Raw genomic sequence first — 17651 nt, forward strand, 5'->3', positions numbered from 1 at the left:
TCCGAATGACAACCATTAATAGAAAAAGGAGCCCTTCGCAGGCCCCCGTTCCCTCAAATCACCAAATATTGCGGCTTATTCCCGCACCGCTCGCACGTAGCCGGAGGCTCCCATGCGGTAAAGCGGACTTCGTTCAAATCGTAAATGTCCGGCGCTTCCTCATATTCGTCGACGAAGATGTCAATGGCCAGCTCTACGTGCTCCTTGCATACGACAAGCATCGATTAGTCCTCTTTCTCGCTCAGTTGAACCGTGGCGATCGCTTTCTTCCCGCCCCGGTAATACGTAATTTTGATGCTGTCGCCAATTTTCTTATCCCCGTACAAATATTGGCGCAGCGTAATATTGTCGTACACCGGCTTCCCGTCCAGCTCCGTAATGACGTCATTGGTGGCAAGCCCGGCTTCCTTGGAAGGCCCGATCGCATCGATGACGATAAGACCATTCTTGACCGAATCCGGAAGTTTTAACACTTCCGTTCCCTTGTACGCCCGCAGCGGCTCGGTCGTAATGCCCAGATAAGGACGCTTCACCTTGCCATACTTCATCAAGCTCTCGATCGTCTCCTTGGCGGAGTTGATCGGAATGGCAAAGCCTAGCCCCTCGACGCCCTTCTCCGCCACCTTCATACTGTTGATGCCGATCAGCTTGCCCTCCAGGTTGACCAAGGCTCCGCCGCTGTTGCCTTGATTGATCGCGGCATCCGTCTGGATCACATCCATCTCCCAGTCGTAGTTCCCGTCCCCGGCAAACGAGATCGGCACCTTCTGGTGCGGCGAGCTGATAACGCCGACCGTCGTCGTTTGCGCAAACCGCAAACCGAGCGGGCTGCCGATCGCAATCGCCGTCTGCCCGGCCTTCAGCTTGCCCGAATCGCCGAATTCGGCAACCTCTTGGATGCCGCCGGACGGGATCTCGATTACCGCCAGATCGGTAATGAGGTCCTTGCCCTTCAGCTTTCCCTTGCGGTGCTCCCCATTCGCCAGAATAACCTCGATCTGCGTCGCCGACTGCACCACATGGTTATTGGTCACGATGTACGCCCTGTCGCCGTCCTTGCGGAACAACACGCCGGAGCCGATCCCCAGGCTCTTCGTGTCGGTGGTACCGTCCTCCTTGATCGCGCTAATAATGCTGACGACTGCAGGTTTCACCTGTTCCACGGCGCGGACGACCTGGTCCTCCATAAACTGGTAGCTGTTGCCGGTGGACATGACGGGAACGGCAGCCGGTTGAACCGGATCATGCCGATTCGAGCCACTCCAGATCAGGATCGAGCCCAGCATGAGCACGGCAGCGGCCCCGGCAATCGGCATGACTGCGGGAAGTGCGTTCCGGCTCCGCCTGACGGACGAAAGCTCCGAGCCGTCATGCGTCCAGCGGGTTCTTCGGGGCAGCTTCGTCGTGTAGAAATCATCATCAAACAAGCTCATGCCCGCTTCTCCTCTCGGGTGACTTCACTCTATTTCCACTCGATTTCCAACCGGAAAAAAGAGGAATGTTTTTACGTCTCGCGACCTATACTAGTAACAAAGCGCCGCTCCCTTTATTTTACTAGATTTGAACCGAAAGTTCGAGCCGATTTCACTGGAAAAGGAGAGAAAAATGAATGAATCGTATCCATTCCCCCATGCAAGAGATTAACTGGATCGGCAAGCTGGCCGACTTGAAGGAAGAGCACTATCGCAACACTCTGCTTATTACCGCGCTGATGGATCTGCTTATCGAGAAGGGCGTCATGACGCGCAGCGAGATCGAGTCGAGAATGGCCGAGCTGGACCGGATTATGATTCCCGACCCAACGTATCCCATCTCGTAGGCCGGTCGAAATACGTATCCTTCAGTTCGACCTTGCGCTCGTCGGCGGCAATCCCGCGCTCCTCTAATATATTATTCACAGTCAGTTTGGCCAAATCCATCAAGTTGTGATCCCGGCTCAAATGCGCCAAATAGACCGTTTCGGTCTGACCGGACAAAATCTCGCCCAGGGCGACGCCCGCCGCTTCGTTGGACAAGTGTCCCGTGTCGCCCAATATGCGCCGCTTGATATTCCACGGATATTTGCCCATCCGCAGCATCTCCACATCATGATTGGACTCCAGAATGATCGCGTCGGAATCTATGATCTTCTCTTTCACTTTGGAGCTGACATAGCCGAGATCAGTTGCGAGACTCAGCTTGCTCTCGCCTTCGTAGAAGCAATAGCCGACCGGCTCGGCGGCATCGTGCGAGATCGGATAAGACTCGACTTGGAGTTCTCCGAACGATACGACGCTGCCGGTCTCCATCACTTTGATCTTCTCCTCGGCCAGCTCCCCGAGATGCTTGTTCAACGCTTCCCACGTCTTCTCGTTGGCGTATACCGGCAGATCGTGCTTGCGCGCGAGCGCGCCGACTCCCTTAATATGGTCGGAATGCTCGTGGGTGATCAGAATCGCGTCCAACTCCGCCCCTTTGACCTCCCGTTCCTCCATCAGCTGTTCGATTTTTTTGGCGCTCAGCCCCGCATCCACGAGCACCCGCGTCTGACCGCTCTCCACGAGCAGCGAATTGCCCGTCGAACCGCTTGCCAATACCGTATACCGCATCGTTAAACCGTCATTCCCCTCTGTACCCTGATTCATCCTTCACGGCTTCTTGGCTCCCCGCTCGGCCGTCTCCACATCGCCGCGGAAGCCTTGTACGTAATAAATATCCCCGTTATCCAGCGCCACCCGCCACGTCGGGAATGTCGGCAAGGTCGACCACTGCTCCGTTTCGAAAAACTGCCCATGGTAGCCGAGCCGGATGTCCGTCACCACAGAGCCGTTCTGCAAATATTTCTCCGCCAGCGTCCGCAGCACCGTATAGGCGGAGATGACTTTCTTCTCTTCTTTGCCTTCCGATCCGGTATCGACCTCGACAAACGCCTGCCGATAGCCGGTTACTTCGCCGTTCGTCATGTATAGCTCCAGATTCACATCGAACAACGGGTATTCCCCGAACAGCTGGTTCATCATAAACAGGCCGTCCTTACTCGTCACCCGGTCGTACGCGTACGACTCGATCTTGGGAATAGCCCGGCTGGCCAAATCCTTCAGCGAGCCTTTGCTCAGAAACAAATTATACCGGAGCGGCTCCGGCAGCGAGATTTTGCGTCCGTACGTTTCGCCGTCTACCCATTTGACCGTGATCTCCCGCATTTTCGGCGTCTCTTTCGGCACGGATGCGCTCATCTTGATGCCCCGGCTAACCATAATCCGATCCAGCTCTTGAGCGATATCCGCCGACGTTTTCTTCGATTCGCCGATCGCGTTCCACTTGCCGCTCCATAGCTCATACCCCAGCAGCAGGTTAAGCGCCAGAAAGGACAATATGAATATCGACTTGGCTCTGCTCCAATCCATACTTGCCGATTCCCCCCGTTTATTCCCGCTGCCCGGTCTTTATTATTTCAACACATCGTACGTCCCGTCTCGCAGTTCAACCGCCCATACCGGATTTAGCTCCATCTCCCCTTCGCGCGCGATAGGCTGGTAAGCGGGCATGACTGCGACAATCTGGTTTTTCCGGCTATAGGCATTCAACATGTCGTCCAAGACTTTGCCGCCCGGCAGCGTCTTCAGCGATCGCTCCACCTTGCCGGTGTCCAGCATCATGATCGACCTGTCGTAGTTGGCAACGACACGGTTTTGCAGCACAACCCGGATCAGCCCGAACGTTTCGCTGCGGTCGCCGATGATCGGGAACGAGTCGTAATATTGCCGGAACGTATACTGCTGCCGGCCGATTAGCTGCGACTGCGTTAGCGAACGGGCCATGAACGTGCCGTTCCACCCTCCGTGCTGGTTGATGAACTGGACGGCGGAATTGAGGTTTTCCTTCACATCGTTGCGGCTGTCGACTGCTGGCACCGGGTCGGTGTAGCTCATCCACAGCTGCGCGGTTTTCACCTGCAGCCCTCTTTTTCCATCGGTATAGTAAATATCCGAATCGTCCTTATTGCGGAAATTGCGCGTATTGAGCGGGTCGACGAACAGCGTCTTCTGCAGCTGATCGATCGGCATCGTGCTTGTAGCAATTTTATATTTGGCCACCTCGAGCGGGGTGTCGGGCAAGTAGAAATCGTCCTTCATATGGTAAGTGACCAGCAGCTCGCCGAAACCGACCATTTGCTCGACGTTTTTATTGTTCAAGTCGGCGCGAGCCTCATACGTGTTATAGTCGGTGAGGAAAAAAGTACGGACCTCCTCGGCATCGCGGTTGACATAGATCCAGATGCGATTGACCCCTTCCGTATCCAGCGGAAGATCCCCGCGCAGTTGGAACACGCCCTTCAAAATGCTGAACGGCACGCCTCCCCGGGAAAAACGCACCTCCACGCCGGCCTGCTTGCTGCGGATTTCCTCCCAATCCAGACCGGTCTGCATCGGCCCCGACTTCCGGAAGTTATCGAACGTCCGTCCCTTGAGCATCTTCATAATCTCTTTGAAGTGCGCATGGTTCGGATAAAGCGCCATATGCGTCTGCTTGCCGGTATGCAGCACGATCTGCTCCGGAAAAATAAGCTCCTCGGCCGAGATTTGGGTGCCGATCGGGTCCGCCTGCACATACTCCGTCTTGTTCGTAGGCAGTTGGCGCGGAGAGCTGAACAGCAGCAGGTAGCTTTGCAGCAGACTCGCCAGTACGAGGAAAGCGAGCGCCGCCGTTTTGAATTTCTCGATCATGCCGGCTCACCTTCCATCTGCTGGACGGGCAGGGCGAACGTAACCCGCGTTCCCTGATTCAGCTCGGAATCGAGTGCGATCGTTCCGCCATGCGCCTTTACTATTTCCCGGGCAATCGATAGCCCGAGCCCCGTCCCCCCCATATTGCGCGAACGGGCTTTATCTACGCGGTAAAACCGGTCGAAAATACGCGTCAAATCTTTGCGGGGAATGCCGATTCCGTTATCCTGAACCGCAATCTCCAGCCAAGCCTTCTCCGTAAGGGTTGCGCGAAGCGCGATGGCTCCCCCTTCAGGGGTATATTTAATCGCGTTCGAAACGAGATTGTCGAGCACCTGGTCGATCTGATCGCGATCCAGCATCACGCTCTGGATGTCCGCCCCGGCATCGATCTCGATGGAGATGGCCTTCTGATGAAGCTGGAACGAGAACCGGTCCGCCACTTCCTCGAGCATATCCGGTATGTTCGTCGGCACTTTGCTGATCAAGGCGTTGCGGGAGTCGAGCCGCGACAGGTGCAGCAAATCGTTGACGAGCCGAATCATCCTCTCCGTCTCGTTGCGCATAACCCCGACGAAACGGTGCGCAAGCGCAGGGTCTTCGATCGCCCCGTCGTCCAATGCCTCCAGATAGCTCTTCATCGTCGTCAGCGGCGTCCGCAGCTCGTGGGATACGTTGGCCACGAATTCGCGCCGGGCGTCCTCCAACTGCTCCTGCTCGGTGACATCGTGCAGCATCGCGATCGTTCCGGTTATGCCTTTGTCCCGACGGTGAATCGGCGTAAAGACGACGCGCAGCGTGATGAAGTCCCCTTCTTCCTCCCCGCCGATCTGGATCGTCGCCGTCTGGTGCTCGTTCTGCACATAATGGCCGATCTTCTCCTCGGCAATGCCCAGCACCTCGGAGATGCTCCGTTCCGTAATGTCCTCGTTGCCGAGCTGCAGCATCTGCTTGGCCTGCCGGTTTACGACGATAATGACGCCCTGATCGTTCGTGGCAATTACGCCGTCGTTCATATTTGAAAGCACCGAGGCGAGCTTCTCCCGTTCTTCCTCGTTCAGGGATAGAGCTTCCTTCAGCCGGTTCGTCATATGATTGAACGCATTGCCCAGCTGGCCGATCTCATCCTGCCCCTTGACCGAGACGAGCTGATTGAAATTGCCCTCCGCCATCGCCGTCGCCTGCCGGGTAATCGCCTTGATCGGATTGGTGATCGTATGGGCCAGAATGACGCCGAGAAACACCGTCAGCGTCAAAGCGATCCCGGTGCCCGATAGGAAAATTTTATTGATCCGGTTCATCGTGCCGTACAGTGATTCCATCGAAGCGACAATGTATACCGCCCCGAGCACCTTCGCCCCGTCGCCGATCGGCTGAGCCACGACTTTACGGCGCTGGCCGTTGTTGTCGATCGTCTCGGACTCGATGTCCTTGATGCCCTGCAGGGCGGATACGACTTCGGCTTGAATATTTTTTTGCCCGATCAGGCCGGTCTTCGCTTGCGCCGACGTCGTCAGCACGATGCCGTTTGCATCGATAATCTGAATCTCCGCATCGTTGATGTTGAACAGGTTGTTGACGATGCCGTTCAGCTCGGCATAGGATTTCTTCCCTTCCGCCGAAGAAGCCGCGCTTTGGTTCTCCGCCAAATACGGCTCCGCAAAACCGGCCAGCACGTCGGCCTGCCCTTTCAGCGAGTAGGCGAAATTATCGATAAACGATCGTTCCATCGTGCGGACGAAGTAGATGCCGATCAGCTGCATCGCCATCAGAATAAGCAAGATGTAGATGGTTATGATCTTGCTCTGGATCGTTTGGAAAATCCGCAATCCTTTCAACGTCAAGCGCCTCCCGCTTTCGGGTTGCGCATCGTGTAGCCGAGTCCGCGGCGGGTCATGATGTATTCCGGCCGGCTGGGATCATCCTCGATCTTTTCCCGCAGCCGTCGGATGGTAACGTCAACCGTTCGGACATCGCCCAAATATTCGAAGCCCCATACCGCTTGCAGCAAATGTTCGCGCGTCATAACCCTGCCGCAGTTTTTCGCCATATAGTAAACGAGCTCATATTCCCGATGAGTCAGATCCAGCGTTTGGCCGTCCTTGTACACCAAATACATGTCGGTATCGATCGATAGCCGGTGCAAATGCAAGCCTGCCGATTCGGCGGCCGACTCCTGCTGTGTTTGAGCAGATTTGTTTTGCCGCCGCAAATGGGCTTTTACCCGGGCCAGCAGCTCCCGCGTCCCGAACGGCTTCGTCACGTAGTCGTCGGCGCCAAGCTCCAAACCCAGCACCTTGTCCACCTCGGAATCTTTGGCCGTCAGCATGATGATCGGCGTATCCTTCTTCGTGCGCACCTCGCGGCATACGTCCATGCCGTCCTTGACCGGAAGCATGATGTCCAGCAGAATAAGGTCCGGATCCTCGGAGAAGGCAAGCTCTACCGCTTTGCCGCCGTCGAATGCGCATACGACCTGGTAGCCTTCCTTTTCCAGATTGAATCTCAATATTTCCGCAATCGGTTGCTCGTCGTCCACGACCAGTATTTTTCCGTGCATCCGCTTCACCGCCCATTTCGATTCTTTTCTCTATATTACCATAGATAGCGTTTCAAATCGCATCTTGCCGGTTAATAGTAAAATATCCCTGTTAAATCAAAAAGAGGTCCGGAGCCGAAACGGATTCGGCCCCACACCTCGGGGTACACGCGCTTATGAGAACGGACTGCCTATCGCGACAAAAACTTCAGCGGATTTTCGGCTTCGCCGTTGCGCTGGATTTCGAAGTGGAGATGGACGCCGGTGGAATCGCCCGTGCTGCCCATGACGCCGATCTTCTCGCCTTTCTCCAACACTTTCCCCGTTGTCGTCTCAATTTTGCTCAAGTGGCCGTATACGGTCACATAACCATTTTTATGGTCGACGACGACCTTATTTCCGTAACCATCGTTCTTGTTTCCCGTATAAGTAACTACACCGTTATCGGCTACCATAATATTGCGGTTTCCGGTAACGTCGATGCCCTTGTGCATTTTACCCCAGCGCATCCCGAAATAGTCCGACAGCTTGGCGTTCAGCACCGGCCATATGAACTTGCCCGTACCTTCGCCGAGAATAACCTTCGTTCCTTTTTTGGCGTATTCCGGAATCGGCTGCTCGACGACCAGTTCATCGACCAGCTCCATATCCATCATATAGCCGTTTTCCTTCGTTACCCGGAACGTGACCTTTTTCATGCCGTTCTTGCCCGGCTTGGTCGTCTTGATTTCCCCGGCCCTCATCGTATCGTCTTTCTCGTAGATGATTTCGTGCTGGATTTCCTGGTTCTCGACGACCTTCTCGACGGTGACGACCGTTAGCGCGGGCTTCAGCATCGTTACGTCGAGCACGTCTCCGACACGGATCTTATCGTCCTGAATCCACGGATTCTTCTCATAGATGAGCTGCTTGGAAATGCCCAGCTTCTTGGCGATGCAGCCTACGCAATCGCCCTTCTCGACCGTATACTTGCTTGGCGCTACGTTGCCGGTTTCCAGCTTGCGAACCAGATCGTCCGGATTGGCCACGTCTTCGGGCTTGATCTCGGTGATATTCATATTCACCTTCTCCGCGAAGTCGACCGACTCGATCAGAGGCTCTCCGACTTTGGGCTCCGGTGCGGCGGACAGTACGGATACGCGACCCGCATCTTTTTTCTGCGGCGCATATTTCTCCTTGATCCGGCTCAGCACGGTCTCGGCCGTTTCCTTGTCCTTGACGACGCCGAGCATCTTATCGTTCACGACGAGCTGAACGCCTACTGCGTGGCTTTTCAGCAGCCCGTCCAGAGAGGATAGAGCTTCACTGTCGTCGCTTTGTATTTTGTAAGCCTTTTCAGCTTTATAGGCGACCTGATCGCTGTTCAAAACCATATGTACGTTCGGGTTTTCCTCTTCCAATTGCTTCACTTTGCCCATAATAAAGTCTTCCACGATCTTCGGATCGCTGACGGTTCCGGCCAACTGATCGCCAACGTAGACGTGGTACACTTCGTACGTATGCATTTGCACATATTCGTTGCCTCCGATGGAGATCGAAGCCAGCAATCCCAAAGCCCCTACACCTTGAAGAAGGCGGAGCCTGTACGTCCGGAGCAGAGATTCCGTACGGTGAAGAGGTTTCCGTTGCCTGATTTTTTCAGTCAAGCTTATGTAATGGGCTTTAGAAAACATACGCTTCGCGGAACCGAGCGCAGCCTTAACCCAATGTTTACCCTTGAATGAGTCCATGAGTGTCTCCTCTTACGATGGTTTTGACGAAACTTTGGCAATATTCGGCAGCATATGCCGACATCAATGTTTCTACTTTACCACAGGATGTCCAATCGTTTCAACTTTACGTGGTAAAGCAACCCGAGGAGAACCTGGAATGCAGGCCCCATAAGCAAAGATTGCATTCAGCGACAGGTGCCGCTATCCTTCGAATCTAGTATTTGTTTACGATCTCCATCAATTTCGTATACTCCTCCGGCTTCAAGTATTGCTGCACGATCTTCTCGATCTCCTGCAGATCCCCCGCCGTAAGCCCGCTCTCGAGCATTGTCGAAATACGCTGAAGCGCGTCCTCCGGCAATCGCGTAGACAGCATCGTGAAGACGTCGCTTTTGTCTTGTCCGGATAGCTTCTCCCGCTTTTCCTGAAACTGTTGGGTGCTGATGACGATCTTATCCTTCTCGCGGGCAGCCTCTCTGCCGCTCTGCGACCAGGCGGCCACCGCTTCATCCTCCTGCTGAGCCGCTGTCGGCTTGGCCGGTTCCGGTGCGGACCCAATGCTTGTCCCCGCTGTCGCCGTGCTCCTTGTATTCGAAGGATTGGAATACGTCCACAGCTTCCCGATAAAATCGGAAATGCCCATCTCGGGAAGCGGCAATACCGCTTCATAGGGCTTCAACATCTCCCGCACATACACGTTCAACACGTAATAGGTCGTTGCCGCCGATATGCTTGCCGCTACGATTCCGACCAAAATGACGTTTCCGAGCCATCGGAACAGTTTCATTGAGTACGCCTGCCTTTCGTCGCTTCCGTCCTGCTTGGGTTATTAGCCAGTATTGACGAAAATACAGTGCTTGAAACGACCCGATAAAGCTTCGAGCCCGCTGAGCATGCAAAAAACCGCTCTCCTTACCCGGAAGGGCTAAGGAAGAGCGGTTCGTATGTCGTGGAACGGCGCAACGGCTTGGAGCCGAGATTAAGCGTAAATCGGACGAACCAGGTTCGTTTGCTCGCGATTGCGGCCAACGGAGAAGATCGAGATCGGAATGCCGGTCAGTTGAGCGACGCGCTCTACGTAATGGCGGGCCGTCTCCGGCAAATCCTCGAGCGAGCGGGCACCCGTAATGTCTTCTTTCCAGCCCGGCAGCTCTTCGTATATCGCCGTGCATTCGGACAGCATCTTCAGACTGGCCGGGTAGTAGTCGATCTTTTGACCGCGGTATTCGTAGTGCGTGCAGATTTTGACGGTGTCGAGGCCCGAAAGCACGTCGATCGAATTAAGCGACAAACCGGTAATGCCGCTAACTCTTCTCGCATGGCGAACGACTACGCTGTCGAACCAGCCTACCCGGCGCGGACGGCCAGTCGTCGTACCGTATTCGTTGCCTTTCTCGCGAATCCAATCGCCCGTCTCGTTGTTCAGCTCGGTCGGGAAAGGTCCGTCCCCTACGCGCGTCGTGTACGCTTTGGCAACGCCAATAATCTGGTGAATCTTGGTCGGGCCTACGCCCGAACCGATGCAGACGCCGCCCGCCGTCGGGTTCGAGGACGTTACGAACGGATAGGTGCCTTGGTCGATATCGAGCATAACGCCTTGGGCGCCTTCGAACAGCACGCGTTTGCCTTGATCGATGACGTCGTTCAAGACGACGGACGTATCCGTCACGTAAGGACGGAGCATTTCCGCATAAGCCAAATATTCCGTCAGGATCGAATCGGCGTCGAGCCCTTTACCGCCGTATACTTGCTCGATAAGCGTGTTTTTCTCGGCAACGAGGTGACGGAGCTTGCGCTCGAACTCGTCGGCATCCATCAGGTCGGCGATGCGAATGCCGTTGCGTGCCGCTTTGTCCATATAGCACGGGCCGATCCCTTTGCGGGTCGTACCGATTTTATTCGCGCCTTTGCGGTCCTCGTCCAAGCCGTCAAGCAGCAGATGGTACGGCATGATAACATGGGCGCGGTCGCTGATCTTCAAATTATCCGTGGAGAAGCCGTTTTCGTGAATGTAGTTGATTTCCTCAATAAGTGCGGAAGGATTGATAACCATTCCGTTGCCAATAACGCAAACTTTATTCGTATAAAAAATTCCGGACGGAATCAAATGCAGCTTGTACTTTTTGTCTTGAATCAAAATGGTGTGCCCGGCGTTGTTCCCGCCCTGATATCGTGCGACCACTTCGGCGGTTTCCGCCAAAAAGTCGGTAATTTTGCCTTTTCCTTCATCGCCCCATTGGGAACCGACGACAACAACGGTTGACATACGCTTAACCTCCAAGTTAAGGTGTGACGACACACCGAGATCACCGCTTTGTCTCGCCAAGGCGGCATTTTCAGTGTAGCAGTCACTCCGTGTAAAGTCAACGAATAACGAACGATTTGAACGATAACCTATTGAATGTTCGGAAATTATACACTTTCCGATCCGATCTATCCCGTTACCGGTCAGCTCGCCCCGGCCTCTTGATGCGTCCGGTCGAGACTGACGAATTTGTTGTAGTTTTTCAAAAAAGCAAGCTCGACGGTGCCGACCGGCCCGTTCCGCTGCTTGGCGATAATAATTTCGATAATATTTTTTTTCTCCGACTCTTTGTCGTAGTAGTCGTCGCGGTACAGGAAGGCGACAATGTCGGCATCCTGCTCGATCGAGCCCGATTCCCGCAAGTCGGACATCATCGGCCGTTTGTCCTGCCGCTGCTCGACGCCGCGGCTGAGCTGCGACAGCGCGATGACCGGCACATTCAGTTCCCGGGCAATCTGCTTGAGCGTCCGGGATATTTCCGATACTTCCTGCTGCCGGTTCTCTCCGGATTTGCCGCGTCCCTGGATCAGCTGCAGGTAGTCGATCAGGATCATGCCAAGTCCCTTTTCCTGCTTCAGCCGGCGGCATTTGGCGCGTATATCCGCCACGGTAACCGACGGCGAATCGTCGATATAAATATCCGCCTCCGACAACGTCCCGATGGCCATCGTCAGCTTCTCCCAATCGTCGCCCTCCAGCTGCCCCGTACGCATCCGTGTCGCGTCCACATTGGCCTCCGCGCAGATCATCCGCTGGACGAGCTGGGCGGCGCCCATTTCGAGACTGAAGATGGCTACCGTCTCTCTAGCGCGCACCCCGACGTTCTGGGCAATATTGAGCGAGAACGCCGTCTTCCCGACAGAAGGCCGGGCCGCCACGATAATCAGGTCGGAGCGCTGGAAGCCGGACGTCATCCGGTCGAGATCGGGAAAGCCGGACGGGATGCCGCTTGAGCCGCCCTTATGGTTGTACAGAAACTCGACCTTCTCGAATACTTCCATCAAGACGTCGCGTATGGCGATGAAGCCGCTTCCCGACTGGCGATGGGAAATTTCCAGTATGCGCTTCTCGGCATCGCCAAGCAGACTGCTGACATCTTCCTCGCCGGCGTAGCCGCTGGAGACGATCTGCGTGGCGGTGCGAATCAGCCGCCGCAGCATCGATTTCTCTTCGACGATCTGCGCATAGTAGTCCACATTGGCCGCCGTCGGAACGGCATTGGCCAGCTGGCTTAAATAGCCGATACCGCCGATCCCTTCGAGCTGCTGGTTATTCTGCAGCCTGGCGGTCAGCGTAACGAGATCGATAGGTTCGTTCTGCTGGGCCAGCTCGAGCATCGCGCCGAATACGTGCTGGTGGGAGGTTCGGTAGAAATCGTCGCTGCCGATCCTCTCCATAACGGTAATCAGGGCTTCGCTGTCAAGTAGGATGGCCCCGAGAACCGCCTGCTCCGCCTCGAGATTTTGCGGCGGCATGCGGTTTTCGAGAAACTGTTCCCCGTTCATATCAAGCGCCTTCTTTCACGCGGCCCGCTCATTCCGATACTTGCACCCGCAGCTCGGCCGTCACTTCCGGGTACAGCTTGACCTTAACGATCGTCGTGCCCAACGAGCGGATCACGTCGGTCATCTCGATTTTCCGCTTGTCCAGATGAATGCCCGCCTTCTCCAGCTCCTCGGCGATTTGCTTGCTTGTGATCGAACCGAACAGCCGGCCGCCTTCTCCCGCTTTGGATTTGATCACGACGACCATTTCGCCAAGCTTCGCGGCGAGCGCCTGGGCATCGGCTTTCTCCTTCTCCTTGCGTTTGTCCTCCGCCTGCTTCTGGTGCTCCAACTGCTTCACATTGCCATCCGAAGCCGCCGCTACCAGTCCCTTCGGCAGCAGGAAGTTGCGAACGTAGCCTTCCGACAAATCCTTGATTTCCCCTTTTTTCCCTTGTCCCTTGACATCCTTCAGAAAGATCACTTTCATTCGAATAGCCCCTCCTCTTCATTCATTTGCTTCAGTACCCGCTTCAGCTTGGCAAGCGCATCCTCCAGCGTTCCGTCCAGCTGTGTGGCGGCATTCGTCAGGTGCCCTCCCCCGCCAAGCCGCTCCATGACGACTTGGACGTTGATCTGACCGAGCGACCGGGCGCTGATGCCAATCAGACCGTCCGTGCGCTCGCTGACGACAAAGGAAGCCATAATATCCGTCATATTAATAAGCGTATCGGCAACCTGGGCAATAAGCAATTGGGAATATTTGCGCCCCGGCTCCGTAGAGGCCACTGCGATATGATCGTACATCATCTCGGCATGCTTGATGACCTCGGCTTTGCGGATGTACTGCTCCAGATCTTCCTTGAGCATCCGCTGAATCAGTCCGGAATCCGCTCCGTTGCGCCTCAGGAAGGAAGCCGCCTCGAAGGTGCGCGCCCCTGTGCGCAGCGAGAAGCTCTTCGTATCGACGACGATGCCGGCGAGCAGCGAGGTCGCCTCGAGCACATCCATCGACAGCCTATCGTGAAAATATTGCAGCAGCTCGGTAACGAGCTCGCACGTTGACGAGGCGTAAGGCTCCATATAGACGAGCGTAGCTTCGTTCAAAAACTCTTCGCTGCGGCGGTGATGATCGATGACCATAATCCGGTGAGTCTGCTGCAGCAGCTTGGGCTCTGCCACCATGGACGCCTTATGCGTATCGACGACTACGGCCAAACTGCGCGGCGTCGTAATTTGCATCGCCTGCTCCGGCGTAATGAACCAGCGGTGCAGCTTCTCGTCCTCCTTGATCGCCTCCATCAGCTTCAATATCGACGGATTCATTCCTTCCAGGACGATATAGCCTTCCTTCTGGCTGACATGCACCGCCTTCAGCACGCCGACAGCGGCACCGATCGCGTCCATATCCGGGATGCGGTGTCCCATAATGACCACCTTGTCGCTATCCCGGATCAAATCGCGCAGCGCATGGGAGATGACGCGAGCCCGTACCCGGGTGCGCTTCTCAACCGCATTGGAGCGTCCTCCGTAGAACGACAGCCGCTGCCCCACCTTCACCGCCGCCTGGTCGCCTCCGCGGCCCAGCGCCATGTCCAGACTCGTCTGAGCGAGCTGTCCGAGCTCGATCAGGCTCTCGACGCCGGCTCCCAGGCCGATGCTTAGCGTAAGCGGCAGCTTATATTCGATCGTCAAGTCGCGCACATCGTCCAAAATCTCGAACCGCGTCTGCTCCAGCTGACGCAGCGCCTTGTTGTTCATGAAGATCAGAAACCGGTCCGACGCGGTCCGTCGTATGTACACGCCATGCTTCTGCGCCCAGCCGGTCAGCTCTCCGGTAACCTTGGCCAGCATGACGCTGCGGCTCTGATCGTCCATGCCTTGGGTCGCCTCGTCCAGATTGTCCAGCATGACGATCCCGAGAGCGATCTTCTCTTCTTCATACTTCATCGTTAACGCCTTGAACGCCGTCACGTCCTGAAAATAGAGGAGGCGGTGCTCCGCCTTCACATGCACTTGAAAAATATGCTTTCCGACGGCTAACTCCAGCTTGCTGTCCTTATCATCCTTGCCCTTGAGCCCGGGAAACATCTCGAACAGCGGTTCGCCGATCAGCGACTCGCGGTCCAGCATTTTGCCGACATAGCCATTATGCCATTCGATCGCCCGTTCCTCGTCGTACAGCACGATGCCGATCGGAAGCTCGTTGAACACCTCGTTGCCGGCCTTCTTGATCCGGTACGAGATCGTTCCGACGTATTGGTTCAGTCCTTTGCGGAACGAGCGCTCGGCCGCCAGCGTATAATACGCCAGCACTCCCCCGATGGCGACTCCCACGGCACCCAGCACCCATTCATAGAAAAAAAGCGCGATCGACAGCAGCAGGATAGCGATCGACGACCAGTAAATATGAAGTCCATGCCAGCGATTCAACAAAAACTTCGGCATACGTCTCGCTCCTAAACTTCTATGATTTCTTCATTCTGCCGCGAATCGGGAAGGCGACGTCGAACAAACCCAACAAGGTCAACAGTTGCATGAAGAAAGGCAGCAGCAGCATCAACGGGAAAAACACGATTACAATCGCGATCGGAATGCCTCTGGACCAGCCCCGCGTGTCCGCGATAAAGAAAAAGAAAGCGAACGCCTGCACGGCAAAGGCGAACATCAGAATCGGCATCACGTTCAGCAGCACCATAGCAATCATCGATCCGCTGCCTCCGGTGAATACGAGTCCGAGCACAAGCGCAATCAGATAATACCAGACGAACGAACGCGGCAGCATCCACTCCTTCGCCGGACGCATCGCGGCAACCGTCTCGCCGCTGCGTACAAGCGCCTTGCGGCCGAGCCAATGCGTCACTACGCTGTAGTAGAACGAAATGCCGATCAAATAAAGCGGCAGCAGTTGAATCATCATGTCGATCACTTGCTCGATCAACGTTTCCGGCAGCATCTGCTTCAGCTCCGGCGGCACGGTGTCGAGGCTGCTGCGCACGAATTGCCGCATCTCATCGGTCACATGAACGCCGAACAGCGTCAAAATCAGCAGGAACAGCAGCAATTGGGCGAGAAAAGCGATCGTTCCGCCGGTAATGACCGAGCGCGCCGTCGCTTGGCGCTTGTACAAAATGCCCATCACGATACTCGGAATAAACAAAAACAACGAGAATACCGCCGACGCGGTTCCCAATATGCCCGCCCCGAATAAAGCGGTTGCCGCATAGACCACAACCAGCGCCAGCGCGTAATGAACGATAAAGCGTTTGATATCCAATTTTACGAACAAAACTACGGTTGGGATCATGGCCAAGCTGACCGCTATCAATGCCAGCGGGCTGAATATCAGCAAGAGCAGCACTACCAGGATAAGGCTCCAAAACAAGGCTTGCTTGTTCGACAAAAACTTCACCTCTTAACGAATCAGGTTGTTCCGATACCGATGTGCCCGGCTTCCGGCAGGATAGCTCTTTCTTTACGGCTCTGTTACAAATTATAGCACAAACGCCGGGTACTGTCCCGCGCGCGGCCTCGTTCGCCAAAAACCCGGTCTGCGGGCTAGGAACGGCAGGTATCCGGCTATCCGGCAGCGAATGGTTTACAAACCGTTATTTTTCCAGGAGGGACTTATCTTGAGAAGAAAACTTGCAATGTTCGGACTCGCCTGCTGCCTGCTGCTGGTCTGGCTCGGTCCGGCAGCACTGGCGGCTGGAACGGCCCCGGCGTCCGCTGCGCCCGAGCGCTACGTTATTTTCGGCGATTCGCTCGCCATCGGCTTCGAACCCGGCTTAACGACCGCCTCGGTCCCCTACGGCTATTCCGACCGGGTATACGAGCAAGCGCTGCTGCGCGGACGCATCACGATGGCCAATTACGGCATCGGCGGCTTGACCAGCTCCGGTCTGAAAACGATGATGCAGGCGGTCGCCGAAGGACGGAAGATCAAGGGCTCGGATATCCAGCCTTCGCTGCCCGATCCGCGCGCCGATCAAGTCGTTGCCGATACGGCCAAGATCAAAGCGGACATCGCCGCGGCGACGTTCATTACGATTACGATCGGCGGCAACGATATTGGAGCCAAAATCATCAACGAGCTGAAAGACATGGACGATGCCCAACTGGATACGTTCGCCAGCCAGTGGATGAGCACCTACACCGATAATGTGACCTCCGTCCTGCAAAATCTATTCGCGATCAACCCGAAGGCCCGCATCTACATAGCCGATCAGTACTCTCCGGTGCCTGCCGTGATGAAGGCCGAATATCCGAAAGCCCAGAAGCTGAAAAACGGGTTCACCGCGACGCTGAAAAAGATCGAGCAATCGTTCCGAGACAAGAAATACGAGATTACCGCCGTTCCGGTCGCCGAAGCTTTCGTAGGCAACGAAGGCACGTATTCGCATATCGCCGTCAGAGACATTCACCCGAATCAATCCGGCTACGACAAAATAGCCGAAATATTCGCCAAGTCCATCTGGGGCGAATACCGCAACGGGCTGATTCGAACCGAGCCGATTACGGTCGTGGTTGCCGGCCGCACGGTGCAAACGCCGCATGTGCCCGCCTTGCTGCAGGGCAGCACCTTCGTCCCGCTGCGGGAATATGCCGAGGCGTTGGGCGCCACGGTCGACTGGAATGCCGCTACCCAAACCGCGACCGTACGCTACAGCGGCAACAGCGTGGCGCTGACGATCGACTCTGCCACCATTGTCGTGGGCGGCGTACCGAAGACGATCGGCGAGCTGCCAGCCCCGCACGCCCATGAGAGCGCCGGGGAAACCAAAACGTATATCCCGCTACGTCTTATGGCGGAAGGGCTGGGCTTCGACGTCCAATACGTCCCCCAGAGCAGTACCGCCTATATTAACCCGTAATGCTTATTGTAGACACGCCAAAAACCTCCTA

Annotated in this window: 16 protein-coding genes; 2 read left to right on the plus strand and 14 right to left on the minus strand. The window is 55.7% G+C overall.

Annotated elements, in window-relative coordinates:
* Positions 1 to 53: 53 nt before the first annotated feature.
* Together ABD796_RS27885 and ABD796_RS27890 are read right to left on the minus strand one after the other, a co-directional pair.
* Positions 54 to 221: a CxxH/CxxC protein gene (locus ABD796_RS27885; protein ID WP_344914495.1), complete on the minus strand. Its 168-nt coding sequence runs from the start codon at positions 219 to 221 to the stop codon at positions 54 to 56.
* A 3-nt stretch (positions 222 to 224) separates the two neighbouring features.
* Positions 225 to 1433: a S1C family serine protease gene (locus ABD796_RS27890; RefSeq protein WP_344914497.1), complete on the minus strand. Its 1209-nt coding sequence runs from the start codon at positions 1431 to 1433 to the stop codon at positions 225 to 227.
* A gap of 176 nt (positions 1434 to 1609) precedes the next feature.
* Between ABD796_RS27890 and ABD796_RS27895 the strand changes: the two genes are divergently transcribed.
* Positions 1610 to 1819, plus strand: coding sequence for a hypothetical protein (locus ABD796_RS27895; RefSeq protein WP_344914499.1), 210 nt, complete (start codon positions 1610 to 1612; stop codon positions 1817 to 1819).
* Here ABD796_RS27895 and ABD796_RS27900 read toward each other — a convergent pair.
* The 12 genes from ABD796_RS27900 to ABD796_RS27955 form a co-directional block, all read right to left on the minus strand.
* Complete coding sequence (locus ABD796_RS27900; protein WP_344914501.1) at positions 1785 to 2624, minus strand: MBL fold metallo-hydrolase; 840 nt, start codon at positions 2622 to 2624, stop codon at positions 1785 to 1787. The two genes, ABD796_RS27895 and ABD796_RS27900, sit on opposite strands and share 35 nt — an antisense overlap.
* A 3-nt stretch (positions 2625 to 2627) precedes the next feature.
* The gene (gene yycI / locus ABD796_RS27905; protein WP_344914503.1) at positions 2628 to 3386 is read right to left on the minus strand and encodes a two-component system regulatory protein YycI; all 759 of its coding nucleotides are present in this window, start codon (positions 3384 to 3386) and stop codon (positions 2628 to 2630) included.
* A 42-nt stretch (positions 3387 to 3428) separates the two neighbouring features.
* The gene (locus ABD796_RS27910; RefSeq protein ID WP_344914505.1) at positions 3429 to 4706 is read right to left on the minus strand and encodes a YycH family regulatory protein; all 1278 of its coding nucleotides are present in this window, start codon (positions 4704 to 4706) and stop codon (positions 3429 to 3431) included.
* Complete coding sequence (walK, locus tag ABD796_RS27915; protein ID WP_344914507.1) at positions 4703 to 6544, minus strand: cell wall metabolism sensor histidine kinase WalK; 1842 nt, start codon at positions 6542 to 6544, stop codon at positions 4703 to 4705. Before walK ends, ABD796_RS27910 begins: the two co-directional genes overlap by 4 nt.
* A 2-nt stretch (positions 6545 to 6546) precedes the next feature.
* Entirely contained in the window at positions 6547 to 7266 is a 720-nt protein-coding gene (yycF, locus tag ABD796_RS27920; protein ID WP_344914510.1) for a response regulator YycF, read from the minus strand.
* Positions 7267 to 7436: 170 nt separating this feature from the next.
* Positions 7437 to 8792: a peptidoglycan DD-metalloendopeptidase family protein gene (locus ABD796_RS27925; protein ID WP_344914512.1), complete on the minus strand. Its 1356-nt coding sequence runs from the start codon at positions 8790 to 8792 to the stop codon at positions 7437 to 7439.
* A 379-nt stretch (positions 8793 to 9171) separates the two neighbouring features.
* Positions 9172 to 9744 carry a hypothetical protein gene (locus ABD796_RS27930; RefSeq protein WP_344914514.1) on the minus strand — a complete coding sequence of 191 codons (573 nt, stop codon included), beginning with the start codon at positions 9742 to 9744 and terminating at the stop codon, positions 9172 to 9174.
* A gap of 192 nt (positions 9745 to 9936) precedes the next feature.
* On the minus strand, positions 9937 to 11223 hold the full coding sequence (locus ABD796_RS27935) for an adenylosuccinate synthase (protein ID WP_344914516.1): 1287 nt from the start codon (positions 11221 to 11223) through the stop codon (positions 9937 to 9939).
* Between the two features lie 182 nt (positions 11224 to 11405).
* Complete coding sequence (gene dnaB, locus ABD796_RS27940) at positions 11406 to 12767, minus strand: replicative DNA helicase (protein ID WP_344914518.1); 1362 nt, start codon at positions 12765 to 12767, stop codon at positions 11406 to 11408.
* Positions 12768 to 12795: 28 nt separating this feature from the next.
* The gene (gene rplI / locus ABD796_RS27945; RefSeq protein WP_344914520.1) at positions 12796 to 13236 is read right to left on the minus strand and encodes a 50S ribosomal protein L9; all 441 of its coding nucleotides are present in this window, start codon (positions 13234 to 13236) and stop codon (positions 12796 to 12798) included.
* Entirely contained in the window at positions 13233 to 15194 is a 1962-nt protein-coding gene (locus ABD796_RS27950; protein ID WP_344914522.1) for a DHH family phosphoesterase, read from the minus strand. The genes rplI and ABD796_RS27950 overlap by 4 nt, the downstream gene beginning before the upstream one ends.
* Positions 15195 to 15213: 19 nt before the next feature.
* The gene (locus ABD796_RS27955; RefSeq protein WP_344914524.1) at positions 15214 to 16149 is read right to left on the minus strand and encodes a DUF2232 domain-containing protein; all 936 of its coding nucleotides are present in this window, start codon (positions 16147 to 16149) and stop codon (positions 15214 to 15216) included.
* Positions 16150 to 16378: 229 nt separating this feature from the next.
* Between ABD796_RS27955 and ABD796_RS27960 the strand changes: the two genes are divergently transcribed.
* A complete protein-coding gene (locus ABD796_RS27960) occupies positions 16379 to 17620 on the plus strand; it encodes an SGNH/GDSL hydrolase family protein (RefSeq protein ID WP_344914526.1) in 1242 nt (413 codons plus the stop codon).
* Positions 17621 to 17651 lie beyond the last annotated feature (31 nt).

The organism is Paenibacillus hodogayensis (assembly GCF_039536325.1).
GTDB lineage: Bacteria > Bacillota > Bacilli > Paenibacillales > NBRC-103111 > Paenibacillus_AB > Paenibacillus_AB hodogayensis.

Coding starts and splice junctions, on each gene's coding strand:
- ABD796_RS27885 (WP_344914495.1), bottom strand. CDS start 221: ATGCTTGTCGTATGCAAGGAGCACGTAGAGCTGGCCATTGACATCTTC.
- ABD796_RS27890 (WP_344914497.1), bottom strand. CDS start 1,433: ATGAGCTTGTTTGATGATGATTTCTACACGACGAAGCTGCCCCGAAGA.
- ABD796_RS27895 (WP_344914499.1), top strand. CDS start 1,610: ATGAATCGTATCCATTCCCCCATGCAAGAGATTAACTGGATCGGCAAG.
- ABD796_RS27900 (WP_344914501.1), bottom strand. CDS start 2,624: ATGAATCAGGGTACAGAGGGGAATGACGGTTTAACGATGCGGTATACG.
- yycI (WP_344914503.1), bottom strand. CDS start 3,386: ATGGATTGGAGCAGAGCCAAGTCGATATTCATATTGTCCTTTCTGGCG.
- ABD796_RS27910 (WP_344914505.1), bottom strand. CDS start 4,706: ATGATCGAGAAATTCAAAACGGCGGCGCTCGCTTTCCTCGTACTGGCG.
- yycF (WP_344914510.1), bottom strand. CDS start 7,266: ATGCACGGAAAAATACTGGTCGTGGACGACGAGCAACCGATTGCGGAA.
- ABD796_RS27930 (WP_344914514.1), bottom strand. CDS start 9,744: ATGAAACTGTTCCGATGGCTCGGAAACGTCATTTTGGTCGGAATCGTA.
- ABD796_RS27935 (WP_344914516.1), bottom strand. CDS start 11,223: ATGTCAACCGTTGTTGTCGTCGGTTCCCAATGGGGCGATGAAGGAAAA.
- dnaB (WP_344914518.1), bottom strand. CDS start 12,767: ATGAACGGGGAACAGTTTCTCGAAAACCGCATGCCGCCGCAAAATCTC.
- rplI (WP_344914520.1), bottom strand. CDS start 13,236: ATGAAAGTGATCTTTCTGAAGGATGTCAAGGGACAAGGGAAAAAAGGG.
- ABD796_RS27950 (WP_344914522.1), bottom strand. CDS start 15,194: ATGCCGAAGTTTTTGTTGAATCGCTGGCATGGACTTCATATTTACTGG.